At 59.8% G+C, this 25,882-nt stretch carries 20 protein-coding genes and 1 tRNA gene; 9 read left to right on the top strand and 12 right to left on the bottom strand.

The window, feature by feature from the left end; translation table 11 throughout:
* Positions 1–272 precede the first annotated feature (272 nt).
* Together TBK1r_RS25010 and TBK1r_RS25015 are read right to left on the bottom strand one after the other, a co-directional pair.
* Entirely contained in the window at positions 273–1,082 is an 810-nt protein-coding gene (locus TBK1r_RS25010) for an AAA-type ATPase lid domain-containing protein (protein ID WP_473772457.1), read from the bottom strand.
* 66 nt (positions 1,083–1,148) lie between these two features.
* On the bottom strand, positions 1,149–2,087 hold the full coding sequence (locus TBK1r_RS25015; protein WP_145217066.1) for a PAS domain S-box protein: 939 nt from the start codon (positions 2,085–2,087) through the stop codon (positions 1,149–1,151).
* A gap of 33 nt (positions 2,088–2,120) precedes the next feature.
* On the opposite strand from TBK1r_RS25015, the gene TBK1r_RS25020 reads away from it, so the two are divergent.
* Positions 2,121–2,345, top strand: a complete 225-nt coding sequence (locus TBK1r_RS25020) for a hypothetical protein (protein WP_145217069.1) — start codon at positions 2,121–2,123, stop codon at positions 2,343–2,345.
* A gap of 219 nt (positions 2,346–2,564) precedes the next feature.
* Here the strand turns inward: TBK1r_RS25020 and TBK1r_RS25025 are convergent.
* A tRNA-Leu gene (locus TBK1r_RS25025) sits at positions 2,565–2,649 on the bottom strand.
* Between the two features lie 446 nt (positions 2,650–3,095).
* Between TBK1r_RS25025 and TBK1r_RS25030 the strand changes: the two genes are divergently transcribed.
* Positions 3,096–5,123 (top strand): esterase/lipase family protein, encoded by a 2,028-nt coding sequence (locus TBK1r_RS25030; protein WP_145217072.1) that lies wholly within the window; start codon positions 3,096–3,098, stop codon positions 5,121–5,123.
* 140 nt (positions 5,124–5,263) lie between these two features.
* Here the strand turns inward: TBK1r_RS25030 and TBK1r_RS25035 are convergent, their stop codons facing one another.
* Positions 5,264–5,641 (bottom strand): carbon storage regulator, encoded by a 378-nt coding sequence (locus TBK1r_RS25035; RefSeq protein ID WP_145217075.1) that lies wholly within the window; start codon positions 5,639–5,641, stop codon positions 5,264–5,266.
* A 336-nt stretch (positions 5,642–5,977) separates the two neighbouring features.
* Between TBK1r_RS25035 and TBK1r_RS25040 the strand changes: the two genes are divergently transcribed.
* A complete protein-coding gene (locus tag TBK1r_RS25040) occupies positions 5,978–6,253 on the top strand; it encodes a hypothetical protein (protein WP_145217078.1) in 276 nt (91 codons plus the stop codon).
* 195 nt (positions 6,254–6,448) lie between these two features.
* Here TBK1r_RS25040 and TBK1r_RS25045 read toward each other — a convergent pair whose 3' ends face one another.
* Positions 6,449–8,026, bottom strand: coding sequence for a PDZ domain-containing protein (locus TBK1r_RS25045; protein ID WP_145217081.1), 1,578 nt, complete (start codon positions 8,024–8,026; stop codon positions 6,449–6,451).
* Between the two features lie 340 nt (positions 8,027–8,366).
* On the opposite strand from TBK1r_RS25045, the gene TBK1r_RS25050 reads away from it, so the two are divergent.
* From TBK1r_RS25050 to TBK1r_RS25065, 4 genes are all read left to right on the top strand, one after another.
* Positions 8,367–8,789, top strand: a complete 423-nt coding sequence (locus tag TBK1r_RS25050; protein ID WP_095738389.1) for an ATPase — start codon at positions 8,367–8,369, stop codon at positions 8,787–8,789.
* A gap of 5 nt (positions 8,790–8,794) precedes the next feature.
* Positions 8,795–10,246, top strand: a complete 1,452-nt coding sequence (locus TBK1r_RS25055) for a hypothetical protein (protein ID WP_419580372.1) — start codon at positions 8,795–8,797, stop codon at positions 10,244–10,246.
* 63 nt (positions 10,247–10,309) lie between these two features.
* A complete protein-coding gene (locus tag TBK1r_RS25060) occupies positions 10,310–11,341 on the top strand; it encodes a FliG C-terminal domain-containing protein (protein ID WP_145217087.1) in 1,032 nt (343 codons plus the stop codon).
* A gap of 162 nt (positions 11,342–11,503) precedes the next feature.
* On the top strand, positions 11,504–13,216 hold the full coding sequence (locus TBK1r_RS25065) for a M28 family peptidase (protein ID WP_145217090.1): 1,713 nt from the start codon (positions 11,504–11,506) through the stop codon (positions 13,214–13,216).
* A 165-nt stretch (positions 13,217–13,381) separates the two neighbouring features.
* Here TBK1r_RS25065 and TBK1r_RS25070 read toward each other — a convergent pair whose 3' ends face one another.
* Both TBK1r_RS25070 and hemC read right to left on the bottom strand, forming a co-directional pair.
* Positions 13,382–14,359 (bottom strand): sugar phosphate isomerase/epimerase family protein, encoded by a 978-nt coding sequence (locus TBK1r_RS25070; RefSeq protein ID WP_419580373.1) that lies wholly within the window; start codon positions 14,357–14,359, stop codon positions 13,382–13,384.
* Between the two features lie 305 nt (positions 14,360–14,664).
* Complete coding sequence (hemC, locus tag TBK1r_RS25075) at positions 14,665–15,690, bottom strand: hydroxymethylbilane synthase (protein WP_419580374.1); 1,026 nt, start codon at positions 15,688–15,690, stop codon at positions 14,665–14,667.
* A 201-nt stretch (positions 15,691–15,891) separates the two neighbouring features.
* On the opposite strand from hemC, the gene TBK1r_RS25080 reads away from it, so the two are divergent.
* On the top strand, positions 15,892–18,633 hold the full coding sequence (locus TBK1r_RS25080; RefSeq protein ID WP_145217093.1) for a protein kinase domain-containing protein: 2,742 nt from the start codon (positions 15,892–15,894) through the stop codon (positions 18,631–18,633).
* On the opposite strand, the gene TBK1r_RS25085 is transcribed toward TBK1r_RS25080, so the two are convergent.
* Together TBK1r_RS25085 and TBK1r_RS25090 are read right to left on the bottom strand one after the other, a co-directional pair.
* On the bottom strand, positions 18,634–19,662 hold the full coding sequence (locus TBK1r_RS25085; protein WP_145217096.1) for a zinc-binding alcohol dehydrogenase family protein: 1,029 nt from the start codon (positions 19,660–19,662) through the stop codon (positions 18,634–18,636).
* Between the two features lie 9 nt (positions 19,663–19,671).
* Positions 19,672–20,505 (bottom strand): amidohydrolase family protein, encoded by an 834-nt coding sequence (locus tag TBK1r_RS25090; protein ID WP_145217099.1) that lies wholly within the window; start codon positions 20,503–20,505, stop codon positions 19,672–19,674.
* A 346-nt stretch (positions 20,506–20,851) separates the two neighbouring features.
* Between TBK1r_RS25090 and TBK1r_RS25095 the strand changes: the two genes are divergently transcribed.
* Entirely contained in the window at positions 20,852–21,757 is a 906-nt protein-coding gene (locus tag TBK1r_RS25095; RefSeq protein ID WP_145217104.1) for a sigma-70 family RNA polymerase sigma factor, read from the top strand.
* 157 nt (positions 21,758–21,914) lie between these two features.
* Here the strand turns inward: TBK1r_RS25095 and TBK1r_RS25100 are convergent, their stop codons facing one another.
* The 3 genes from TBK1r_RS25100 to TBK1r_RS25110 all read right to left on the bottom strand — a co-directional run bounded on the left by TBK1r_RS25100 (position 21,915) and on the right by TBK1r_RS25110 (position 25,657).
* Positions 21,915–22,829, bottom strand: a complete 915-nt coding sequence (locus TBK1r_RS25100) for an outer membrane protein assembly factor BamB family protein (RefSeq protein WP_145217107.1) — start codon at positions 22,827–22,829, stop codon at positions 21,915–21,917.
* A 126-nt stretch (positions 22,830–22,955) separates the two neighbouring features.
* Positions 22,956–24,215, bottom strand: coding sequence for a hypothetical protein (locus tag TBK1r_RS25105; RefSeq protein ID WP_145217110.1), 1,260 nt, complete (start codon positions 24,213–24,215; stop codon positions 22,956–22,958).
* A gap of 17 nt (positions 24,216–24,232) precedes the next feature.
* Entirely contained in the window at positions 24,233–25,657 is a 1,425-nt protein-coding gene (locus tag TBK1r_RS25110) for a sulfatase family protein (protein ID WP_419580375.1), read from the bottom strand.
* Positions 25,658–25,882: the final 225 nt, after the last annotated feature.

A 25,882-nucleotide genomic window follows, 5' to 3' on the forward strand; every position in this document is an offset into this window, starting at 1 on the left:
GGCAACCGGTAAACATGATAGACGATTGACAACGTGATCGACGGGTGTCAAATGCCGTCGGGTGCCTGGCCCCGCACCTACCGGAGGTCAGCCCTGAATGGTGAGCGACTGGAAACAAGCGACGGAGCCGCCATTAGCGATGAAGATTCGATCTACAGACTGCTGGCACGGCTGAGTTGATGTTGTTCGACCTTGTGTAGTCAACATACTTGGTAACATTCAAGTTGATTTCTGTGAATTCCCGTAGCGGCAACTGCACCAGTCGCGGAAGGTTACCTGAAATCGTCCGCGTCGATTCCGTGTCGTTTCAGCAGTTTGTTCAAACCTTGACGCGATAGACCGGCTTGTCGAGCCGCGCTCGCGATGACGCCGTTGTGTTTCTTCAGCACCGCTGAAAGATACGCCCGATCGGCATCATCGAGTGCTTCATCGCGTGAGATTTCCGACAGCGCCGCTGCATCGGAATTGCCAGCTTCCGGCGATTGCAATTGCCGCGGAAGGTCGGAGACCTCGATCGTGCTGCCGCGCGCAAGCGTGATGGTGCGTTCGATCACGTTTCGCAATTCCCGAATGTTGCCGGGCCAGCGGTAGGTGCGGAAGCAGTCAATCACGTCGTCGGAAAAGCCCACCACTTTGGATCCGCTCGGACGCAGACGCCTCAGAAAGTGATCGGCCAACGTCACCACATCGTCACCGCGGTCGCGAAGCGGTGGGAGTTCGATTGGAATGACGGCAAGCCGATAGTACAGGTCTTGTCGCAACCGGCCCGCGTCGACTTCGGCTTGCAAGTCTCGGTTGGTCGCACAGATGAATCGCGTGTCGACTGTGACCGGTTTGCTGTCGCCGACGGGTGTGAAGGTTTGCTCTTGGACCGCCCGCAGCAATTTCGCTTGAGAGGACGCAGGCAATTCTCCCGGTTCACTCGTCACGTCAATGGTTCCGTTCATCGCTTCCACAATCCCCCGGGTGACCGACAACCCGAGGCCCATTCCCTGGCCGACCGTCTCTGTCTTGGTGCTGAAGAATGGGTCAAAGATTCGTTCGATGTCTTCTTTCGCGATGCCGTGCCCATGATCCGTCACCGTCACAATGGTGTGTCTCGCATCCGCCCGAGCGTGGACGTTGACCTGAGCCCCCGCTTCGGAAGCTTAGATGGCGTTGTGGATCAAGTTCAACAGCACCTGTTTCAATTCGCCTTCACGCAAGACAACCTCGTCGGAACCAAGGCCCGCGTTTTTCCCCGACGCCCCGACCGCGACCGGTGAACCGAACGAGGCCGAAACCTTGACGTTCGCTTTTCGCGACAGGGGAAGCGCCAGCGTGATGGCCACGTCCACTGCCTGCTTGAGCGAGAACGTCGAGGCCCGCTGCTGACTGGGGCGGTAAAGCTGATACATCTGATGAATGATGCCGCTGATCCGTTCAATTTCGCCGTCGATCAAGTCAAGCTTGTCGTAGTGTTTGACGTCAGCGGGAATGTGTCGTTTCAATAATGCGAACGCGTTGCGAATGCCGGCCAGCGGATTGTTGATCTCATGCGCCACGCCTGCGGCCAGTTCGCCGAGCGCCGCGAGCTTCTCCATCTTCAGCCGATGCTGTTCCAACTCCGCCACCCGGGCCGCGCGTTCTTGCACGAGTTGTTCCAGATGCTCGTTGTGCAAACGCAACTGTTCTCGCATTTGCCGCTTTTCCGAAATGTCGCGCACACTCGCCCGAAAGCCCAATGATCGCCCGTCGGAGTCGGTCATCGGTTGCCAAGACACCGCCACCCAAGACGTCGACCCGTTGCGGTGCAGACACTCGAATTCGATGTTGTTTTCGGTGCTACCGCGACCGGCTTCGGCAAAGTATCGGGCAATCCTCTCGCGGTGCTCGGGCGTCATCAGCGGCAACGGGTAATCCTTCATCGCCAAACACTCCTCCGGCGAGTAGCCCGTGAATCGCTCAACGGCCCTGTTCACCCACAAGACTTCGCCCTCACACGACAGCCAACTTTCCCAGTCGACGGTGCAGTCGGCGATCGCGCGAAAAATATCGCCTGCAATGGGTTCGCTGCGTTTGGGAATGTCAGGTAATGGCCGACTCATTCCCTGATTCTAGCTGCGCCGTCCGCCAAGAAAATGCCGTCCATCCCCGGTGGCTGGCACCACCGGCAGACACTCTATCGGCCCTCCGGGCCTAAGACACGTCGCCACGCCAAACAAATGCGTTCCAACGATCCCGTTGCATTCAGCAATCACTTTACGGTCGTCATGAGAGACGCCGGTCCGTCTCACTCGGCCGAGTCGACCGCGCACCAATCGAACCTTGGCATCAAAAGCGAATACTACGAAACCGAGGTTTGATGAAATCCAGTGAACGCGTTTCAGTTGCACCAATCGCAGTCGGGAAGTCAGGCGTTGGGCATTCACGGCTCCAGCGGATCCTCAGACCGAAAGTGTTCCACCAGAATCTGTCCAACTGGGTCATTTGGAGTCCATTTCTGTCCAGTCCGACGAGGGCGACGAACAAGTTGTCCGCGATCCGAAAACGAAAAAAGCCCGTGAAACACGGGCTTTTCCGAATGCGGCCGAGAGGACTCGAACCTCCACGGGATTATCTCCCACTAGGCCCTCAACCTAGCGCGTCTGCCAGTTCCGCCACGGCCGCGTCAAACTGGGAGCGGCAGTTTCCGAGAATCTTCGTCCCTCGTCAAGCTCCCCCCGACGTTTCCTCGTGAACTTCCGTACTTACCGAAACGGCGGGTACCGATCATGCAGGTTTCATCGTCCCCCCGCCGCCCGGAGCGGTCGCCCGAAGGGGTGGGACGCCAAGCCGATTGCGATCCTGTTCTCAGTCGTGAAACTCGGACGGTCCCGCGGTCTGCGTTGACACGGAGGCCGGCGGCTTTCTACTGTCCGGCCAGCTGCGCCAACGTCATGCGCTTCTTGCCCCCCACCGCTTCGATTGACAGGATGTTGCTCGAACCCACGACCGCTCCGTTTGGCCGACCACGATCCGAATCCGATGCCGATGCGATCACGCGTCGCCCCGCATCGTGTCGTGCTGTATCGTGCGGTGCTGCGCCGGCTTCTGCGGGAGGGGAAATTGAACCTATGGTTGCGGTCGCGGCGACGTCGGCGATTTCGCAACGCGTTTGCCGACTGCGGATTGGGCAACTGGTCGGGCTGTTTCTGCTGCTGTGTCTTTCCGGCGGATGCTCGACCGCTCGGTATTTGACGGCTCGGTCGGTTCGCGACAACCCGTTGGCCGCCCAGCTGCGGCTGATGACCCGTCAAGGCCCGCAAATCAGCGAGCGGACGTGGAACACGTTGCGACGCTATGGACTTCGCGACGGCTACGATCAGGACGCCCACGTCTGTCTGAAAAAAATACAAACCACGTTGCGGGACAACCGTGACCCCGAGCTGATTCATGCACTCGCCGAATTGTCATACGTCGAAGGCAAGAAGGCGGAAACCAAGGGCGACCAGAGTGACGCCCTGGGCCACTTCGGTGTCGCGCTGACCAACAGCTACGACTATCTGTTCGACGAAGACCTGTCGGAAACACGAAACCAATACGACCCGCAGTTTCGCGCGACGTGTGATTTGTACAACGAATCGCTGGAAGACACGCTCCGCCTGCTGTGCGAAGAACATCACATCAAACCGGGCCAAACCTACCGGGTCAAAACACCCGACCGCGAGTTCGTCATCCAGACTCAACTGCGCGGAAACTGGAAGCCCGACGAGTTTGATCACTACGAATTTGTCAGCGATTACGAGATCGCAACGCTGCGGAGCAAGCACACGACGTTCGGATTAGGCGTGCCGATGATCGCGGTGCGGAAGAGCAACGAAAAAAACGATCCGCGTGAGAAATACTACCCCGACGAGCTCAGCTACAGCGTCACTGCGATGATGCGCTGTGCCAAACCGGAGCACGGTGAATACGGCGACGCCAACACTTGTGTCCTCGAATTTTTCGATCCGCTGACGGCCAACCAGGTCAAATTGGCCAACCACTGGGTGCCGCTGGAAACCGATCTGACCACGCCGCTGGCTTTCTTTCTCGACACGCCGCGATTTCGTGAGCGAAACCACGAAACCGAAGGCCTGCTGAACCCCGCCGATGCCGCCAAAAACCGCGGCTTGTACATGCTGGAACCGTATGATCCCAACCGGATCCCGGTGCTGATGGTGCACGGCCTGTGGTCCAGCCCCCGGACGTGGATGGACATGTTCAACGACCTCCGCAGTTTTCCGGAGATCCGCCAACGCTACCAGTTCTGGTTCTATCTGTATCCGTCCGGCCAGCCGTTTTGGTTGAGTGCGATGCAAATGCGGTCGGACCTCCACGATCTACGCCACACATTTGACCCGGCACACAACGATGCCCCGATGGATCAGATGGTCTTGGTCGGGCACAGCATGGGCGGACTGATCAGTCGCATGCAGACGATCGATAGCGGCGATGATTTCTGGAGAATCGTCAGCGACCAACCGCAAGAGAAACTGCGGGGAGCAGCCGAAGAGCGCAACAAGCTGGTCAGCACGCTGTTCTTCAAGCCCAATCAATCGGTCAGCCGGGTGATCACCATCGGAACGCCCCACCGCGGCAGCAAGTTCGCCAATGAATTGACCCGCTGGTTGGCCCGAAAGTTCATCAAGCTGCCGACGATGAACGTCACCATGGGCGAGAATCTGGTCAAGAATAATCCCAACCTGTTTCGTGATACCGAACTGTTGACGATGGCCAACGCGATCGATTCGCTGGCCCCCGACTCGCCGATCTTCCCCGTCATGCAGCGGGCGAAATACTCACCGTCGGTCAAGTACCACAACATCATCGGGATCCTGCAAGACCCGACGCTGCTGCAAAAGAAAGCCGGTCGCGGCGATGGCATTGTCGCCTATGAAAGCGCCACGATGGAAGACACCGAAAGCGAACTGATCGTCGATGCCGAGCACACCAAGATCCACATGACCGGTCAAGCGATCTTTGAAGTCCGCCGCATCCTGTTGGAACATCTTCGAGACATCGATTCGGCCGACCGTGTTGCGACGATGCCGAAAAACGCTGTCGAATCCGCAGCAGCGGGCGAATCAACTACGGTTCGGAAAGTTGGCTTTGAGCGGTAAGAGTTTCAAGTTTCAAGTCTCAAGTTTCAGGTTTCAAGTTTCAAGCTGGACAGCCGGGGCTGAAGGCGTCGCAGGGAAGGTGCCGCGAGTCCATTCGCGGAGAAGGGAGGTGTTGACCGGGAACACATATCGCTCCCGGCTTAGGACGCCGAAACGAAGCTGGCCAAGGGTGCCGGCTTGGCCTTTCGCGTCGGCGAATCGCCCCTCAATTCCACCTTGCCGCCGTCGGCGGTGACCGATCCGGTGAAGACCTGCGGTCGGACCGACGGACGCGTTTTGGCCGACTTGATGCGATCCGATGCGTTTTGGTGGGCGAAGGCGAATTCTCGCTCCGAAAGCTCGAATTCGACTTCTCCGTCGATCGACTGTTCGGCGTCCAATTCACCGCGAAGGATGCGGACGTCGCGGGGAGCGCTGATTCCGATTCGAACTCGGTTTCCTTCCACACGGACCACGGTCACCGTAATGTCGTCGCCAATCTTGATCTGCTGATCAACTTTTCGTGAGAGAACTAACATGGCAGTTTCCTTTGCCGATACCGGCGAGAGAGGGTGAGAAACTCGTCAAGGCTGTCACATCCTTGTACGCGGCAGGGGAGAGATGCAGGAATTGTGCCAATCGCCGGAGCAAAATCCGTCCTTTTCTCTTAACCTGTTCCCAGCCAATCGGTTACGTCGAACAGCGGGTTGCGACGCCGGATTCTGTCGTCCACCAAATTGGAAGACTTTACACCGATTTGAAAGATTGACGCGCAACGGAGAATCACTAAACTCCTCTGTTGTTGAGAATCACTTTCAACACCGCGCAGTTTTTTGACGTCCCTCCTTCGCCCGCGTCATCTATCCAGGTTTCTGATGAATTCGATGATTCTGAACGTCTTCCCAAGCGATTCTGGCGACCAGCGACTGGTGCTTGCACGCGAAAGCGATGGCGACGGTTCCAGCACCCTGGTGCTCCGCCAAGAAAGTCGCTCCCCGCACGTCGGCTGGTTCGTGCAAAGCCGAATCGCGATCGAGCCGAATCAGGTGGCGGCGTTGAAAATGACGCTGACCAGCAACCTGGTGAAGGAAGCGTTGCCGGCCGACGAGACGCCCGCGGTGTTGAGCTTCCGCTCCGCCATGGCGGGTTAGTGCTTCGGCCGGGTTTGAACCTTAGGGTTGCGTTTGTCGACCTGGAAATAGGGGGCAGACTGTACCTTAGCCGAGCGATGAAATGATCGCTGAGGAAATGATCGCGGAGCCCACGGATAGCAGCGCGAACCCACGGATCTTTGGCACACTGTCACTCGTGGGTTCGCGCTGCCATCTGTGGGTCTTCCTTGCGATTTAGTCGTCGAGTTGCGACTCGAGCTTTTGCAGTTGGTCGCGAAGTCGTTGAATCTCGGCTCGCACCGATTCCGATTCGCCTGACGGGTCAGCTTGCGTCTTACTTTCTGGCTGCGGCTGCGGCTTCTTTGCCGCGGGAAGCAATTCCGGCTCAGCGGCCTGTTTCGCCGTGTCGGCTTCCGGATCCGGCGTGTTGGAGGGTGTTTGCGATGGCGTGGCCGACTGGCCGAACATGCCGCCGAGCACCGAACCGAGGCCGCCGACCAATGAATCGCTGGCGGCCGGCGTGGGGTCGGTGGCGTCCGTCGCTTGGCCAGCGACCGTCGGTCCATCACCGGATCGCAGCGACAGTGTGGCATTGACGAGACGATTGTCTCGGATCAACTGCAAATCCACGGAATCGTCAGGCGAAGCGAGCGCCAGCAGGTCGAACAGACGCTGGGTGTCGGAAACCATTTTGCTGTCAATCGCGACGATGCGATCATCGGTTTTCAGGCCGGCCTTGTCCGCCGGCGATCCGGGCTGAATCTTCATCACTTGAACACCGCGTCGGCCGGGCACATCGCGAACCTCCGCGCCGATCTTCGGCCGTGCAGCAGTCTGTGCCGCAGCCGGGGTGGCGGCCTGGAGGGGCACGGCGATCGGATTTCGGCCCGATGCCGCTGGGTCAGTGGCCGACGTACCGCTGGCGACAGGCGATTTCGTCAGCTCGTTCGCCGGGGCCGCGTTGGTGCCGGGCTTGGCCACCAACGTGATGTCAAGATCACTGACTTGTCCGCCCCGCCCGATCCGCAAGCGAACCCGATCGCCGGGCTGACGGGCGGCAACTTGACCGACCAAGGCGGCAACCGATGGCGTGGGCACCCCGTCGATCGCAAAAATGAAGTCGCCGACGCGCAGCCCGTCTCGGTCGGCACGGGAATGGCTGGCGAATTCGGTGATTTGAACACCCGGGTAGCCCGGATCGGCGTCAATCGCCTTGATGCCGATCGATGCAGCGGTGCCGGCGGATGCTCCAGAGCCGGCAGCTGCCGGACCACCTTCGTCGTCGAAGTCGAGCGGGGAGAGAATCGAGCGACCGAACGATTGGGATCGCTGGGGAGCTGGAGAGTCGGCGTCGGCCTGGGACTGCGTCTCAGCCCCCGCCTGCCGGACGCCGCCGGGCCCGACGGCCGGCGTCGGACTGGCAGCCGGAGCTGGACTGACGGCCGGAATGCGACTGACGCCGCTGCCCGGACGAGCCAGGGGGCGATAGCGTGCCCGCGGATTCGCCTGATCGGTTCGGCCGGCGGCGGCGGGATTCTGAGCCGCTCCGTTTGCCGGATTGGCGGCGCCGGGCTGGTTAGCGGCACCGGGCTGGCTTCCCGCACGGGGCTGGCTTCCCGCACGCGGCAGCGGGCGAGCCGGCAGGGCGCTGTTGGCGGCTTCGCCGTCTTGCGGTTGCAGTTGATCTTGGATCAGCGGCACGATCCGACTTCGCAGCCGTTGCAGCAATCCTTGCCCACGGGCATCGTCGGCGAAACAGGTGGCGGAGACGATCAGCGTGGTGATGGTCAGCAGGGAAGTCAGTGAACGCATGGAAAGTTCGAATTTCTTGTGGGGCAGAGAGTGATGCAGTCAGAAACGCAGACATGCCAAAGACTCTAGGGCCATCATACGCCTGATTGACAAAAAATCGAGGCGTCCGAGGGGACGCGGCCCCCCGGCTTGTCGTTCTCGATGGCACTTTGCCGGCCAATCCGCCTTGCGACCACCGCCGAGAAAAGGCTATGCCGGTCCATTGTGGAGAACGACTTGAGTCATTCCGACGATTTTTCCCTGTTTTTGCTCAGGTGAAATCCATCGCCGGCGTCGATGACGTGTCGCATCCCGCGGGTCGTCAAAATCATTTGAACATTCGATAAATGCGGAGGCCACGATGGCCAAAGGATGGATGGAACCGGAACAGTGCAGGAACCTCTTGGTTCTTGTCGAGACTGTGACCGCACCGTTATTGATCCAACACCAAGCGCCGGTGTGCCTGGAATTGGACATCGACTTGGAAATCCCCATCCCCTGCGACCACCAACGCACGGCGGATCTGATCACGGCGCTCAGCAAGCAGGCGTTGGAGGCGATGCCTGACGGTGGCGATCTAATGATCACCGCTTGCCAGAGCGAATCGGGATTGGAGTTGGAGATCGCCGACAGCGGGACCGATGCGACCAAACGCGAGCGTCACCTGCCGATCGCCGCGGCCGCCATCAACGCAGAGCTGCAGTGGCAGAACTGCCCCCAGGGCGGCGTGGCTGTCACCATCGTGTTCCCATCGCAATCATCCAGTAGTCGATTGGCAGCCTAAGCGTGTTGCGTCAGCGGACCGAACGATTCAAATCCCATCTCGACACCGTCCCGCCGCTCTCCGGGGCGTCGGCTCTGTCACGAGCGGTCGCCTGTGCGATCGCAGGGCTGCTGATTGTCGGTGGAATCTATTACGTCACGCCCGCCGGCTCGACGGAAACGATGGAGCCGCTCTTTGGCGGAAAGGTGCTGCGGGAGATGGAACTCAGTCAAGTCGAGTTCGCGTTCAGCAAAGCGGGCTTGAGCGATTGGCGGCGCGAAGAGGGACGGATGTTGATCCCGCGTGAGACCCGGCACGAATACCTGGCGGCGCTCGAGCAAGCCTCCGCACATCCCTACGCCTTGCAAAGCAGCGTCGAAGAGGCGCTCGGTGAGGCACCGTATTTCGAATCGGAATCGGCCCGACGCACGCGTCACCAATATGCCAAGGCACGCGACCTGGGAAAAAAGATCGCGGCCTTTGACGACATCCTCTGGGCCAGCGTCGACTATGACGAGCAATCCGCCGGCGGGTTTGACGGCCGCACGATCCAATCCGCCAGCGTGCTGCTGGTCTCCGACAGTGGCAAGCCGATTGCGCCGGGACGGATCAGCATGATCCAGAACCTGGTCGCCGGTGCCTACGCCGGCATGGAAGCGGATCAAGTGACTGTCACGGACACGTCGGCGCGGAAAACGTACAACGGATCGGACGATCCCTTGACCCGCCAACAGCGTCAAGCGGAATACGAATTGGAACAACGCCTGACCGAATTATTGGGCGGTTATCGCGGGCTGCACATCGCCGCACGGTCGGTGTTCTGCGAGTCGGGCGACGGTAAACCGATCGCGCTGTCCAAGTCGATTCACAAAGAATCGACATCGGGCGAGTTTGAAATGCGTGTTTCCGTCGGAGTGCCCGAAAGCCAGTTCCACGCCCAATGGGTCAACGATTATCGATCGCAACATCCCGACGGTGCCTTGCCGCTGGCGCCCACCCAAGAACAACTTGACGGCGTGCGCGTCAAAGTCATGGACAATATTCGGGATGCGGTCAAACCGTTGGTGGCGAGTGATGCCGACAGCGACGAACAAACGGTGCGAGTCTGGAGCTTTCCGGATCCGGACAAGACGCCCAAGTATCCATCACCGGTCGATACGGTCGGTCGATGGGCCGGCGTGATCGGACCGCTTCAAGACAATCCGGTGCTGGCGATTTCGCTGGGAAGCCTGTTGTTGGTCGCCAGCGTATTTGCCATCGCCACCATGCGAATGCGATTGCGAAATCCTTCGATGACGGCGTCATCGGTCACCGAAGTGCCAAACAGCAAACCCTCACCGCGACACCCCGATCGGCCGGCCAAGCCCCAATCGAATGCCGCCGATACCACCATGCGAGACGACTTGGCCGAACTGGTCGAATCCAACCCCGAACTGGCCGCGCAGATCGTCCACAGCTGGATGGCCGACGCCGCCTGAGCGGGTTTGGCGTCTGCCGACGGTACCCGATCGTTCCAATGACCCGACCCATCTATCCCGTCCATGATCACCCCGACCGAAACACACTCCGGCACCCAAGCCGATCGCGGCGATTCGATCCGCCAGATCGCCATCTTGTTGCACACGCTGCCACGTCGGACCCACCGCGTCCTGCTAGGACAACTGGGCAACGATGACAAACAACGCATCGCCCAAGAGATGTCGGCGATGGGTGAAATCGATGCGATGGAGCAGGTCCATGTGATGAAGCGGATGCGCGACGAGCTGCAGACCGAAACCAGCCGCGTCGAAAAAGTGGAATCGGAGATTCAGGACGAGATTCAAATCGGCCGAGCCAGAGTCTCTCAAAAACGCTCCAAATCGATCTATCGAGGTACCGATTCGGTCGCCGACGCGACTGCGGATTTTCAACGTGAAAGCGGCCTTGGCCCAACACCACCGGCGGAATCGGCTGCGGTCGAGGTGCCGCCCACGGAGCACACGGAGCCCGCCAAAGCCACGGCCCCCGCAGAGCAATCCCGCGCCGATGCCTCGACTGCGGCCTCGCAGCCGCCGAACCGTGAAACGGTGGAACGCATGTTTGCTCAGTTTCACCAGACACAGGCCGCCGGCGTCTTGCCATCGGCGCTGCGGCAAAACGAAAGCAGTCTGTCCCGACAATCGCAAGACGACGCGTCGGACCAGGGTCCCGTTGTGTTGCCAATCAATGAAAGCCGGTACGCGGTGGACGACCAACCCGCCAACGAAGCAGACGCCTACGCCGACGAAACGCTGTGTCATCCGGCGGAATTGGCCGAACGAGTCGATCGATTCTTGACGCAACTACCGCCCCAGGATCTTTGCCGTGCCCTCGGCATGGTGTCGACCAAACAAGCGTTCTTGGTTTTGTGCGGTTTGCCCAACGAGACCGCCGAAACCGTTCTCGACATGCTGCCGCGACGGCAATCACGCAAAGTCCGCAGCGACATGCGGCGGATGGGACAACTGCAGCTTTCCGATATCGACGCCGCAAAACAAATCGTCGCGCAAATCGCCCTTCGATTCACACAACCGTCGACCTCGTTTGCGGCATAAAAGTGGGGTAAGCTTCCAGCTTGCCATTGGTAAGCTGGAAGCTTACACCACTGTTGGTCGCAAGCTGGAAGCTTACACCACTGGTGATCGCAAGCTGGAAGCGTACGCCACTGGTGGTCGCAAGCTGGAAGCGTACGCCACTTGTTCGAAGGAGATTTGGGTTTGAAACGCGACGCGTCACAGTTCGGGAGACGAATCATCGTCTCGACGTTGACGTTGGCCCTTTCGGTCTGCTTGGGTTGGTACCAATACCGCGGGCCAGCACCGTTGGCGGCAGATGCCCCGGTCGATCAGCCGTCGGCGGCGCGAATGCGTGCGACTCTGGTTGAATTGTTGGGCGATCCCCCGCAGAAACACACGACGGGCACGGCGGCCGGCGAAGCATTTTTAGAGCGACTGGAACAAAAGCTTGACAGCTACGGGGTCTCAACTCGGCGGATCGAAATCCCGTTCGATCCCGAGCGTCAGGATCGGCATCCCAAAGGACGTATCGATCTGTTGCCGCCCGACACGGTGTTGAAGAACTTGTGGGTCACCATCGAAGGCTCGGACCCATCGCTGGCACCGATTCTGGTGGCCACCCACCATGACTCCTGCCGCTGGGGTCCCGGCGCCGGCGACGCGGGATCGGCGGTCGTCGCCTTGGTCGAACACATACGTGTGCTGGCGAACTCACCACCGGTCCACACCACCCATTACCTGTTCACCGATGGAGAAGAATTCGGGTTGTTGGGTGCCTACGCGATCGCGGCCCAAGACTCACTGCCGTTCCCCACACCGATGTTCGTCTTGAACTTCGATGCCAGGGGCAGCAGCGGCGGCATCCCGATGTTCGAAACGCATTCCGGCAATCACGCTTGGGTCAGCGTGTTGATTGACGATCTGGCGCCGCCCAAGATCACGTCCTCGCTGGCCGTCACTGTCTATCGGATGCTCCCCAACGCGACCGACTTTAACGCTTGGCATGGCAAGCTCGGTCTGCCCGGATTCAACTACGCGGTCATCGGGGGCGCTCATCGGTATCACCAGATGGACGATACGCCGGACAACCTGAGCGATCGAACACTGCAACACATGGGGGCGCACCTGTTCTCGATGCACCGCGCCGTCGATCGATTACCCGCCGACGTCGTGCAACGCGTGCAGCAGGCATCCACGCAGCCGGATGCCGACAACGCCGTGTTCTTTGATCTGTACGGTCTGACCGTGATCCAATTCAGCGAGCGTGTGCAGCAGGTGTTGGCGCTGATCGCGGTTGTCTTGATCGGTGTGGTTTGTCTGCGTCTGCGGCACCCTTGGCGACGTCTGCCACGGCATGTGCTGAACACGCTGTGGGCGATCCTGATCGGTCTGGCGGTCGGTCTGGCAATCCGATTCGCATTGTTGACCACACCATGGAACGCGGTGAAATACACGCCGATTGATTTGCCGGCAGGGCTGTTCACGATCGCCGCGTCCTTTCTGGCCGCCACGTTCCTGCTGGAGTGGCTGGTATCGCGAGCATCCGCGGAAGAATTCAAACTGGTCAGCGATTGGATCTGGCTGGTGACCGCCGCGTTGGGCACCGTGCTGGCTTTCTTGCTACCCGGCGGCGGCTACTTGCTGGTCTTGCCCAGTCTCGCGTACGGCTTGGTTCGTAGCGTGACGGCCAACATAAATCTCGCGGCCTGGTCGGGCTGGATCGTGGCCATTGTGCTCGATGGACCGTTGTTGGTGTTGCTGGTCCAAGCACTGGGGCCATGGCGGCAACCGCTGTACGCCGTACTGGCCAGTTTGCTGGCGGTCCTGGCGATGACAACCTGGTCGACGCAGATACGAAAAAAGGCGAGGCCGATTCCGAAGAACCGACCCCGCCTCGCACGGGGGGACGCTTAATATCTCGTTGTTGTGCTTGCTGCGTGTCGCGTCCCTCGCACACCTAGACATTAGTCCGATTCCGGCGGGTTCAATACAAAAGCTTCAGGAAAAGTCTGCTTTTGACCTTTCCGATCCCGGAAACCCGTCCGGTTGTTTCGGACGCAACGGTCGTAACGTTTTTTGTCAGACGCCGAGTGCTTTGCGCATCCGATCTAAAGCCGCCGGAATGTGTTCGTAGGGGTTTTCGTCTTCGTATTCCAGGACCACGAACCCCTGGTAGCCGCTGTCGCGCAGAATCCCAGCGATCCGATCCATGTCGGCCGGATACTCCGTGCCATCGGGTTTCTTCATGTTGACTTTGACTTGAACGTTGACGGCGAAGGGCACGCATTTTTCCAGATCACCGTACGGATCGTCGCTGTAGAAATTGCCGGTGTCCAAGTTGATGCCGACCCAGGGATGGTCGACGGCATGAATGATCGGCAACAGTTGGTCGGGCCGGAGATTGCCGTGGTTTTCGATCCCCAGAAAAACGCCTCGCTCGCCCGCCCGCATGGCGCAGCGTTTCATCGCGGCAACCGCCTCGTTCATGCGTTCGGGATGATCATCCAGTTCCTTTCCTTTGCCGGCGAAGAAGCGGATGTGCGGAGCCCCCATCACGGCGGCTTTGTCGATCCACCCGATCGCGGTTTCAATCTCCCGCTCCATTTTGTCGCCGGCACCCTGGGTGAAGTTATTGCCGATCGCGGTGCCGGAAATGGTCACGCCGCGAAGGAACGCTTGGCGTTTGAGTTCCAGGAAGTACGCGTCGTCGGCATCCGGCGGGAAAAAGTAACTCGTCAATTCAGCCGCCTCCAAGCCCTGCGCGACGCAGTAATCGAGGAACCCGACCATGTCGATCGCTTTGCCGTCGGAGGCTGGTTCCTTTCGTTTTCCTTTCATGAACGAAAAGTAGTTGCGTAACGAATAGGCGGCCAACCCGACGCGAAAGCGAGCTCCACCGCTGCGGGCAAATGGTTCCGCCGCAGCGACGGTGGCCGGGGCGACGCCATCACCGGTCGCCGCACAAGCGGCGACGCACGTCGCACCGGCGACGGCGATGAATTGGCGGCGACTGGGGGGAACGGCAGCGCGGTCGGATGGCTTGGGACGTGTCAGCACCGGTGTGTACCTGGGGAAGTGGGGAACGTGGAAGGGATGCAACGTTTTGTCGACCGATTTTAGCGACTCGCGGCGCGCTTCATCACAAAATATCAACGCGTTCTTCTCCGGCGTGAAGGACCGGAGGGCTCGCGCCCAATGTCACTTACTTTGGCGCCAAACGGGGTGCTTTTGTTAGCGGCAGGGCGCGAGCCCTCCGGTCTTTCAAGGTCAAACCGGACGGCTCGCGCCGTTCCGCTACCTCCCTCAGTGCCAAAGTAAGCAGTATTGGGCTGACGCCCTGCCGCTAGGAATCATCTGACGACTTACCGTCCGGCTTCGATCAGCGGTTTGGCTCCCTGGTCGATCAGCATCTCGGCTACTTGGCGTCCCAACGCGTTCGCCGTGGATTGCCAGTCGTCCGATGCCACGTCCAGCATCGTGTCGGCTTCGGATTCCAAGCAGACTTTGCCATCGAGCGACAACACGCGGGCGACCAAGTGCAGGACCGAGTGGGGTTCCTCGCCGGCCGACACATCGGAGACCGTTCCCAAGGCGGCGATCGGCGCTAAACAGCCGCCGTGAAGTTGCGATAGCAACGTCCGTTCGGCCAGCGTGCAGGCGGTCGAACGGGGAACATTGATTTGTGAGACCACTGCGACGGCATCGGCATCATCGCCGCGTACCTCGATCGCCAAGGCGCCTTGGCCGGGAGCGGGCAGCATGCATTCCAGCGGCAGCTCGACGCGGGGCAGATCATGCATCTCCAGCCGCTCGATTCCCGCCGCAGCGAGCACGATGGCGTCGTATTCGCCGTCCCGCATCTTTTGCAGCCGTGTCTGGACGTTACCGCGAATGGGTTGGACGTCCAGATCGGGGCGGAGCTTCAGCAACTGAGCCGCGCGGCGACGGCTGCCGGTACCGATTCGGGCGGCGTTGGGCAACGCGTCCAGTTCCAACCCCCTCGGCGAGACCAGGCAATCGGCCACCGTTTCTCGCGCCGGCGAGGCCACCATTCGAAGACGCGGGTGGGCTTCGGTCGGCAGATCCTTCATCGAATGCACCGCTACGTCTCCCTCGTCGTCCAACAGGGCCTGCTGGATTCGTTTGGTGAACACGCCGACGGAGCGTTTGCCGTCGATCGGCCGCATGTCCACATCGCCGCTGCTGACCATCGGCACAATCCGCGGCGCAATGGTGTGCTTGGCCAGCAGTTGGGCGACGTGCTGTGCCTGCCAAAGGGCCAGGGGGCTTTCTCGGGTTGCAATCCGAAGGACGCGGGGATCCGACTCACCCGCCGGCTGATCAGAGGGCTGGCGGTCGGATATTGACGATTGATCCGGTGCTGGCAAGATAATGGGCCGAGTTCGTGTGAAGACTAACGGACGAGTCGGGCGACAACCTGCCGACTTCGTTTTCCGGGTCTTAGAGTAACGTGCCAGATCCGAGTCCGACAACTCCACCGGTATTGCGATATATTGGATGGGTCGATCGGGTGGACGGATCTCACTCGACCTTCACCTCGCCCCTTCCCCACCGCGACGTCCATCACTTTGTCCCGATCCCTCTCCGATAGCGATGATTTGACGCCCGATTCGCTTTCCAGCGAGTTCGAAGGTCGCGTCGTCGACTCGGCGGAGCTTGGAAGTTTGCCGACGTACAGCGAAGCGGTCGGCGCCGATCCCGCGACCTGCGAGATCGGCGACCTTTCCGAACCGGAAATCGAACTCAGCGTGGCCTCCGATCAGGCGATTGAAGCGGCTAAAGCGACCGCCGTCAGCATCCCGGGAAAACGCTCGGCGGACTCCGAAGGCAAGGTGCCCAAGCAGATCGGCGAGTATCGCATCACGGGCCTGATCGGTTCGGGCGGCATGGGTCAGGTGTTTTCCGCCGAACACGTGCGGATGCAACGCAAGGTCGCGTTGAAAGTGTTGCGGAGCGATCGAATCTCGGACGAAGCGTCGGTGGAGCGGTTTTATGACGAAGTCCGCGCCGCCTCACGCGTCATGCACCCGAATATTGTCACCGCCTTTGACGCCGGCGAATTTGGCGGGATCCATTATTTGGTGATGGAGTACGTCGACGGATTGACGTTGACGAAACTGGTTTCCAAAAACGGTCCCCTGTCACCGGGAATGGCCGCCGCGATCGTGCGCCAAGCCGCCTTGGGATTGTTGCACGCCCATCGCGCCGGCATCGTGCATCGCGATGTCAAACCCGGCAACCTGATTCGCGCTGTCGACGGGACGATCAAGGTGTTGGATCTGGGGCTGGCCCAAATCAGCAACGTCCTGTGGTCCGAAGACGGCCGCGAATTGGGCCGCGTGCAAGACCCCGATTCCCATCACAAACGCAAGGGACGCCTGATCGGGACGTTGGCCTACATGTCCCCCGAACAGCTCGAATCCCCCGACGAAGCGGACCCCAGAAGCGACATTTATTCCCTCGGGGCGGTGCTGTTCTTTCTGCTGACCGCCCGACCGCCGTTCCAGGGGGAATACCTAGACCAGGTCTATGGCCATCGTCACGGCGAGATCCCCGATCTGATGCAACTGCGCAGTGACGTCGACCTGGGGTTGTCCAATCTGCTGCGTCGGATGATGGCCAAACGGCTCAGCGAACGCTACGCGTCCTTGGACGAGGTCGTGGAAGACCTGGGCGCTTATGCCGAGGAGTCGCACAGTCCTGCCTGGTTGGCGGAGTTCGTCAATCGACAATCCAGCGTCAACGATTCCACGATGTCCGGCGGGTCCACCGCGATCGCCAATCAACCCGTGTTCGGCATCGACATGGGGATGTCCTACGCCGCGGCGGCGGAATCGGTGCAAGGGGTCGGCATCCACAACTTAGTCGCCGGCGCCGATGACCAGCCGTTGTTCCGGATGGTGATTGCCAACGACCACGGACGACTGTTGTTTGACATGGACGCCAACCAGATGCGTCGGGTCGCGCCGAAGCATGTCGTGCACTGCCTGCCGATGTACATCGGCAAAGACGTGGTCCGCCGCGAGATTGCCGGAAGCCATTGCCCGCCGGAAGTTCTGCTGGCGCTGGCGATCCGGCGAATCGTCTCCAACGCCTGGCCGGGACGCGCCATGCCCAAGTTGACGTCGATGGTGGTGCCGGCGTGTTACGACCAATTCCATCGACGCAGCATCAAGCAAGCCTGTCGCATCGCGGGGCTCGAATCCGTTCGTCTGGTCGACAGAAACGTCGCAGCGATCCAGTCACTGCTGCTGGACATCGATGGCGTGGTGTCCGGCGAGAACAAACCGATCGACATCAATTCGGCCGAAACGATGCTGTTCATCGGTTTGTCGGGACAAGCCACCGAGGTCGCGTTGGTGCAACGCGACGGCATGCAGCTGAAACAACTGGCCACCGCAGGCCATTGGCATACCAGCATGCTGAGCTGGCAACACCGCTTGGTCACGCTGGCCGCCGACGGGTTTCGGCAACGCCATGGTTTCGATCCGACCGAGCAAACGATCCAAGCGTCGCGGTTGCAGATGGCGTGCGAACATGCGATGAATTCGTTGCTGATGCTGTCGGAGGTGACGATCAGCATCGAAAAAGACGATCGCCCCTATTCGATCACGGTGTCGCGAAACACGTGGCTGGAACGATGTGCCGATCTGATTCACGGAATCCGTCGCGACATGCATGCGGTCTGTCAGCAGGCGGGCGTGCATCCCAAGAAAATTGGTTCGGCCGTGATCCACGGGCCGCTGTTGCGGATCGATGCCCTGCAGACCCGATTGTTCAAAAAACTATCGCCCGACTTGGATGTCCGTGTCGTCGATCACAGTGACATCGCGCGTGGCGCGGCCGCCTGCCTGGCCGCCGAATTGCCCCAGCGGAGTGACATGCTGTTGCCGCCGCGATGCGTTTCCAGCCAGACGATCGGAATCGTGATCGAAGACAGTCGCGGGCGGCGGCGGATTTTGCCGATCATCCCCCGCGGTGAAAAACTGCCGGCACGCACCAACCGAAAATTGACGATCGCCAAAAATCGATTCTCCATGACCCTGTCGGTCGTCGAATCCTCCGGCGTGAACGGCGACAAATGGCACTCCCTGGGACGCTACGAATTCCAGGTCGACAAGGATTCCAACAATCAACTCAAACGAACACGCTCCATCGGTTTCGAATTGAACGTCGATGGATTGCTGACCGTTCGAGCCCAAACGCCGGGGACGCCTGAAAGCAAGCGTCTGGCCGTCATTCCCGAACCGCTGTTGGACCCCAAGGACGAACCCGACTGGGCCCGCTGGGTGGCCGGTTTGGATCTGTGATCAACCGCTGACGGAAATCACCGCCTTGATGACCCCGGTTTCCGGTTTGGTGTAGGATTCGAAATCCGACAAGACTCGATCCATGTCGGTTCGATGCGTGATCCAAGCATCGGTGTTGATCATCCCCATTTCGATCAATTGAATGATCCGGGTGAAATCGCCGGGCAACGCGTTGCGTGACGCCAAGATCGACGCTTCGGGCTTGTGCATCGTCGGGTGCCGGAAGGTGACTTCGTCGGTCGTGATGCCGACGTAAACCAACGATCCGGTGCTGGCCAGATAGTTCAGCGCGCCGCTCATCGAGTGACGGTTTCCCGTCGCGTCGACGATCGATTGATACAGATCGCCGCCGGTCAGCTCACGCATCCGCTCCAATTCACTGCCATCGCCTTTGAACTGGATGGTGTTCTCGATCCCGTAATTGCTTCGGACGAACTCCAAGCGATCGGGATTCATGTCCATCACGCTGATTTTTGCGCCGGTGAATTTCGCAAACTCCAGCGTCGCCAACCCGATCGGCCCCATCCCGATGATCATCGCATGATCGGCCGGTTGTGGATTGGCGCGGTCATTGGCGTGACAACCGATCGCCAGTGTTTCCACGAGCGCGAGTTGGTCGAAGGAGAGTTTCTTGGACGGATGCAACTTGTCGGCGCGAACCAAAAAGGACTCGCACAGCCCGCCGTCCATCATCACGCCGATGACTTTCAGGTTTTGGCAACAGTTGGTTGCACCACGACGACAGGGATAGCACGTCCCACAGTTCATGTAGGGTTCCACACTGCAACGGTCGCCGGCGGCTACGTTCGTCACGCCGTCACCGACCGAAACGACTTCCACGCCCAGCTCGTGACCGGGGATGCGGGGAAAATCGAAAAACGGAAACTTCCCCAGATAACAACTGATGTCGGTTCCACAGACGCCCATCCGATGCGTTCGCACCAGCGCTTGTCCGGGGCCGGGCGCCCCCGGCGGATCGATCTCGATGGGCTTTAACGTTTTGACTTCACTGATTTGTATCGCGCGCATGTTCCAAAGTTACTCCAAGTGATAAATGCGTTTGGCGGTGCCGCCAAAAAACTGTTCTTGTTCGTCGCTGGACAATTCGCCGGCCAACGACCGGACCGCCTCCAGCCATCGTTCATAGGTCGATTTCAACAGGCAGACGGGCCAATCGCTTCCGAACATCAATCGATCGGGGCCAAACGCCTCGAGCACGGTCTCCCAATACGGCCGAATGGTTTCAATGTCCCAGCAGGTGTCTCGGACTTCCGTGACCACGCCGGAAAACTTGCACGACAGATTCGGCAAAGCAGCGATCTCGCGGATTTGTGACGCCCACTGGGCATCGAGTTCGCCGTCCTTGATCGTCGGTTTGGCGATGTGGTCGAGCACCATCGGGATGTCGGCGTGCGACCGGACGAACTCGATCGAACTTTCCAATTGCCGTGCGAAAATCAAGACGTCGTACACCAGGTCTCGGCCGGCCAGTTGGCGGATGCCGGAATTGAATGCCGCGCCCAGGATGAATCGATCGTCGGGTTCATCTTGAACGACGTGACGCAAGCCTTTCAAGTTGTCGTTGCCGGCGAAGCGATCGAGTTGCTCGGTGATTTCATCGGACGCAAAATCGACCCAGCCGACCACGCCTTTGATCAGCGGCTGAGACGGGGCAAGCGAGAGCAGCGTCTCGGTTTCTTCCAACGACTGCCTGGCCTGAACGGTGACGAAGCCATCGACGCCGTGTTCGTCGGACAGGCTGTTCAAGTCGTCGGACCAAAAATCCTTCCGCAGCACCGACATCCTGTCACTGATCCACGGATACTGCTCAGCGGAGTATTTCCAAAGGTGATGGTGGGAGTCGATCAACATGTCAGGACAACAACCGTGCGGGTAGTCTGTTTCGGTTCCAGAGACCGACAAAGTAAACGGCATTGGTTGACCGACGACAAGCCACCTTCACGCCGCTCGGTGTTCCCAGCCGCGTTTTGTGAACAATCGGAAGGACCGGAACAATCGCCAACGCTGGCAAACCCGTGCCCGATTCACTGGAATTGCAGTTTCGTCTGCCTGGGATCCGATGCAGTCCGTACGGCATCCGCGAATGTCGACTGCCAGCTGCTTACGTTCCTCTCTCCGGCGATCGCCCACCCGCGGCGACCACCGGCGCTCGTCCGCGGTGGCGAAATCGCACCGATTCAACCTACCCAAAATTCTCATGTCTGAATTCGTCGCCCCATCAGTTGATCCGGATCTCGCTGACGTCAAGAAAACTCGCAAAGTGAGTCGGAGGACCGATGCGGCGCAGTCACCGCTGGAGACCTATCTGCGTGAGATCAACGAGACGGCGTTGCTGACGGCCAAAGAAGAGCTGGAACTGGCCGCCCTGATCGAACAGGGCGATGTCGAAGCACGCGATCGTATGGTCCGTGCGAACTTGCGTTTGGTCGTCAACATTTCCCGCGGCTACACCGGCAAAGGCCTCAGCCTGCAGGACCTGATCGAAGAAGGAAACCTGGGACTTTTGCGAGCCGTTGAGGGGTTTGATCCCACCGTCGGAACCCGCTTCAGCACCTACGCCAGTTACTGGATCAAACAATCGATCAAACGGGCGTTGATCAACAGCGCCAAAACGATTCGGATTCCGGCCTACATGGTCGAATTGCTCAGCAAGTGGCGCCGTGCGACCGCCCGGTTGAGCGAAGAACTCGGCCGCACCCCAACCAACGAAGAGGTCGCTCGGGTGTTGGGACTGCCCAAGAAGAAGCTGCCGATCATCCGCAAAGCGATCCGCATCAGCAACAGCACGCCGCAAAGCGACCAGAGCGAATCGGGGTGGTCACTCGGCGAGATGGTCATGGACGAGCGTCTGAAAGCTCCCGACGAAATGATGCTCGATCACGACATCCTGCGTCACGCCATGGAACTGCTCGGCGATCTGGAAGAACGCGAAGCGATGGTCTTGAAACTCCGTTTCGGACTCGACGGAACCGAACCGAAAACGCTCAAAGAAATCGGCGCCGAACTCGGCCTGACCCGCGAACGCGTCCGTCAGATCGAAACCGAAGCCCTGCGTCGGCTCGCCGACGGACTGACCGATCCCCGCGAACGGTTCGGTATCTAAACCACACCGCCAGACCAAACGGCAGAGTCTCCCAGCGGGAAGCGTCAGCGAGCGGCACGTGTTTGCCCCGCGATCAACGCCCGACACTGGCTCACGCCACGTGCTGGGATACCAGCGGGAAGCGTCAGCAAGCGGCACGTGTCCGACCGCCCCTCCGCTAGCGGAGCACCACGGAGTTGGACACCGAGTTGCCCAGGTGCTCAAAATCGGTGAACGACCAAACGACGTTCTTCTTTCGATCGATTTCGATGATTTGTGGCTGGCCTTCACCGGCGTGACAGTTGCCCACGATGATGTTGCCATTGTCAAGCACCTGCAACGTCGTCACCCAGGCCAGCGTGATGTCGTCTAAATCATGCTGGTCGAGCTGCCAGACGATCTGTTTTTCCGGGGTCACCTCCAAGATGCTGTGTCCGTTTCCGGTCGCGATCAAGGTGTTTCCATTGGGCAGACGCAGGGCACTGAAGACGGAATCGCCAAACGCCTCCGGGCCGTGTCCGCCTTTGGGCTGCTTGCCGAACAGCGGCACGTCGTACTCCCAGACGATCTTTCCGTCGCGGTTGTACTCGCGGACATATCCGTCGCCTTCTTGAGCGACCAGATACGTCCACTGGTCGCCGTCGATGACCGGGCGGACCAGACGCGTGTCACGGTGGGGATGGGGGCGGTCGCGTTTGAGATCGAACTGTTTGTGAACCTTTCCATCGCGGTCGATCTCGTAGATCTTTCCTTCGCCGCTGAGTGCCACCATCACATGACCGTCGGGCAAAAGCGCGATCGAGTGCAATTCGACCTTCTCGGCCGTCGCCAATGAACGCGCGTCGAATCTCCAGACGATTTCGCGTGACTGCGCGTCCAATTCGACGATCTCGGTTCCCTGGTGTGTCAGCACGTTGCCGTTTTCGAGCACATGAATGTCATGGGGCGCCCCCTTCAGCTCCACCTTTGCCGTCACCTTCCCTTCGGCATCAAACCAGAACAGCATGTTGCGTTCATTGGCCACTAGCGGATAACCGGCGGCAAGCGGGGCGGCAAATAGGAACGCCAAGGACAGGCAAAGGATCGATCGCATGGATGGGAATCGGGGGAGCAAAAGTGAGGGGAATGTCTGACTGAGGGGCGACTGCATCGATCGTCTCGATGTTGCGATGGATTGTAACGCATCTGTCCCGGACGCGGTCCAAGGGAGACACGCGAGCTACACCGCCATGGGAACATCGCTGTCGAAATGGGGCTCGATCTCCGCCAGGCTGGGCAGGCCGGCTCGTGAGAGCAGCTGATCGAGTTGTTGGCGCCGTTGACGGGGATCCAGCGGCCCGGCGGTGGCTGGTTCGTTCTCGTCAGGCATCGCCGGGTCGGCATGGACTTCGGACAGCGTGGCGGCAAAACCACGCCGCCATTTTCGCTCGATCAGTTTGAACGTGATCACCACCAATGCCACGATCACGCCGATCGTAATCCCCCCCGCTTTCCAATTGCCGGAGATCAAGGCAAAGATCACGAAGGGCAGGCAGACCAGCACCGTCACCACGGTCACCAGCTTTGCCATCAAGCCCTTGAAGGATTTGCCGAGTTCGCCGAGCATCGCCGACGGATCGAAGTTCCCGGTCATCAGCAGCATCGGGACCAGCGTTCCGAGCGCTTCGGCGGCCGTCATGGGCGTCCCGGTGGGGCCGCTGAAACGGCATTGATGCTCGTACCCGTTGGCTTCGATACACTCCACGTCCCAGTCCGGCCAGTAGAGTGCCATTTCACCGGCGGCGGCTCGGATGTCACGCCCCCCCCAGATTTCGATCCGACGCTCGGGCTCGTTCACGATGATCGCTTCGATCACGTTCTGCTCGGCGGGCACGTCGTAGGCGGGAAGCGATTTCAGTCGCGACAACGGATCGTCTTCGTTTCGAATCACGTCCGAGGTGATCTCTCCGATCAAACGATGGTGGATCAACTGGTCTTGATCCAGAATCGTCACCCAAGCGAATCGCTCACCTTCGTCATCGAGGTCAAACTGTTCGCAATGCGGAGACTCCTCGTCGAGCGTCTCACTGCGAAATTCCAGCGGGTCGGCATTCTCATCGACCACCCGCAGCCGTTGCTGGCTGGCGTGGCTGATCGAATCGCCGGCGGCAATCTGCAGATCGCACATCCCGTCGGCATACAAGATCTCGAATCCATGCCACGCTTCGGCGATCAGCTTGTCGAGCAACTGGATCGTTCGAGGCTGATCAACCGGTTCCTCTTCGCTGTACCAAAGCAACGCCTGGGCATCAAAATCGATCACCGCACCGGCCTCGCAATCGGTGTCGAATTGATGGACCGGTTGGCGTCCGGCGAGCCATTGCTCCAACGCGTCTTGGCCCCAAATCAATTGCCGAGCGAAACACACCGATCCGAACGGATCAATGTAAATCGTCGTTTCCCCGTCGCGAATCAACGCAATCAATGCGGGCTGGATCATCGGAGTCGGCCTGCGAGTTACGGTTGCCAAGCGACACGTCCGCCGCGCTGGATGTGTGCCTGAAGCGAACGCTTCAGCTGACCGACGATTTTCGGATTCGTTTCAATCACATTGTGTTCTTCGTGTGGGTCGGCTTCCAGATCATACAGTTCCAGCGGCGAGAACGGGTCATTCTGCATCAATTTCCATTTCCCCCGGATGAGGGCGTGATACGCGCCACCCACGTAGCGTTGGTTGCCTTCACGTCGCACAAAATAGAGTTCACGAGAGTCGTCCGGCATTGGATCGCCTTGCAAAATCGGCATCAGGCTGACCGCGTCCGATTCCGCGTCACGTGGGGCGCCGGCCAAGTCCAAGCATGTCGCCGTCAGGTCAAAGGTCAACCCAGCATAGTCGGATTTGGTTCCGGCAAGGCGTTTGTCCAGCGGCCGAATGATGAACGGGACCTTCAACCCGCCGTCATAATGGCTCTGTTTTCCGTCGCGCCAGGGCAGATTCCGCTGTCCGTGCGGAAGCGATCCGCCGTTGTCAGACGTGAACGCGACCACGGTGTTGTCGCGAAATCCGAGACTGTCCAGCTGCGTGAGGAATCTGCCCAGGTTGTAATCGAGGTGTTCGACGAACGCCACGTTGCGGGCCCGTTTGTCTTCCATGTCCGGGTAACGGGCCTTCGTTCGGTCCAGCCACTCTTGGGGCGGCTGGATGGGAAAGTGCGGCGCGTTGTACGGCAGATAAAGAAAGAAGGGCTGCTCGGGCGATTGGCTGCGCCGGTTCAAATAGTCGATCGCCCACTGCGTGAACAACTCCGTCGCGTGCCCTTCCGGATCGATCTCCTGCGAATTTCGACGCATGAAATTGATGCCGCCGCGGCGGTGGTCGTAGTAGTCATCCATCATGTCGCCCAGAAAACCGTGAAACAGATCAAATCCACGTTCGTTGGGGGTGTTGGGCGAATCTAATCCCAAATGCCACTTGCCGATGATCGCGGTGTGATACCCGACATCGCCCAGCCGATCGGCGATCGTCGGCACGCCGGGGGCGAGGTGTCCCCACGAGTTGGCCGGCATGGTCCGGATGACTCCCGGCACACCGACCCGATCGGCGTAGCGTCCGGTCATGATCGCGGCGCGGGTCGGAGAACAAACGGTGCAATTGGCACGCATGCCGGTAAACGTGATCCCTTCGGCGGCCAATCGATCCAGGTTGGGCGTTTTTAAATCCGGCGCGCCCTGATAACTGACGTCGCCGTAACCCAAATCATCAGCCAGAATCAAAACAAGGTTGGGACGCGTTTCTGATTCGGCCTGCAGAATCGTCGGCGAAAGAATGGACACGATCAGCATCGCGGCGATTCCCAAAGCCAGAGCAGCGAGTCTGCGTCGCACATCGACGGGGCATGACCGGCGGCAACCGGCCCGCGTCAAAACAAGGAAGTGAAGCATGTTGAATCCCGTTCATTGAAGTGCGGACGCCGGACGGTCGTCTCGAACCCGATTGATGCCATCGCGGGTGACCTCCGCGCATGAAAAAACCAGAGGATCGCTGTCTAAAAAACGCGTGGTGATCCCCTGGCGGCAAGAAACCGTGTACCTTTCCTGCTCCTAGTTTCTTCTCTCCGGTCCCCCAAGTCAAATCCGACCGGCAACTCACCCTCGACGCCCGGTGGA

It is taken from the genome of Stieleria magnilauensis (assembly GCA_007753675.1).
Taxonomy (GTDB): Bacteria; Planctomycetota; Planctomycetia; order Pirellulales; family Pirellulaceae; genus Stieleria; species Stieleria magnilauensis.

Excerpts from the sequence above, each read along its gene's own strand:
- TBK1r_RS25095 (WP_145217104.1), top strand. The coding sequence starts at position 20,852 with ATGTCTGAATTCGTCGCCCCATCAGTTGATCCGGATCTCGCTGACGTC.
- TBK1r_RS25050 (WP_095738389.1), top strand. The coding sequence starts at position 8,367 with ATGGCCAAAGGATGGATGGAACCGGAACAGTGCAGGAACCTCTTGGTT.
- TBK1r_RS25035 (WP_145217075.1), bottom strand. The coding sequence starts at position 5,641 with ATGTTAGTTCTCTCACGAAAAGTTGATCAGCAGATCAAGATTGGCGAC.
- TBK1r_RS25045 (WP_145217081.1), bottom strand. The coding sequence starts at position 8,026 with ATGCGTTCACTGACTTCCCTGCTGACCATCACCACGCTGATCGTCTCC.
- TBK1r_RS25090 (WP_145217099.1), bottom strand. The coding sequence starts at position 20,505 with ATGTTGATCGACTCCCACCATCACCTTTGGAAATACTCCGCTGAGCAG.
- TBK1r_RS25085 (WP_145217096.1), bottom strand. The coding sequence starts at position 19,662 with ATGCGCGCGATACAAATCAGTGAAGTCAAAACGTTAAAGCCCATCGAG.
- TBK1r_RS25020 (WP_145217069.1), top strand. The coding sequence starts at position 2,121 with ATGCCGTCCATCCCCGGTGGCTGGCACCACCGGCAGACACTCTATCGG.
- TBK1r_RS25100 (WP_145217107.1), bottom strand. The coding sequence starts at position 22,829 with ATGCGATCGATCCTTTGCCTGTCCTTGGCGTTCCTATTTGCCGCCCCG.
- TBK1r_RS25110 (WP_419580375.1), bottom strand. The coding sequence starts at position 25,657 with ATGCTTCACTTCCTTGTTTTGACGCGGGCCGGTTGCCGCCGGTCATGC.
- TBK1r_RS25040 (WP_145217078.1), top strand. The coding sequence starts at position 5,978 with ATGAATTCGATGATTCTGAACGTCTTCCCAAGCGATTCTGGCGACCAG.
- TBK1r_RS25015 (WP_145217066.1), bottom strand. The coding sequence starts at position 2,087 with ATGAGTCGGCCATTACCTGACATTCCCAAACGCAGCGAACCCATTGCA.
- TBK1r_RS25030 (WP_145217072.1), top strand. The coding sequence starts at position 3,096 with ATGGTTGCGGTCGCGGCGACGTCGGCGATTTCGCAACGCGTTTGCCGA.
- TBK1r_RS25060 (WP_145217087.1), top strand. The coding sequence starts at position 10,310 with ATGATCACCCCGACCGAAACACACTCCGGCACCCAAGCCGATCGCGGC.
- TBK1r_RS25105 (WP_145217110.1), bottom strand. The coding sequence starts at position 24,215 with ATGATCCAGCCCGCATTGATTGCGTTGATTCGCGACGGGGAAACGACG.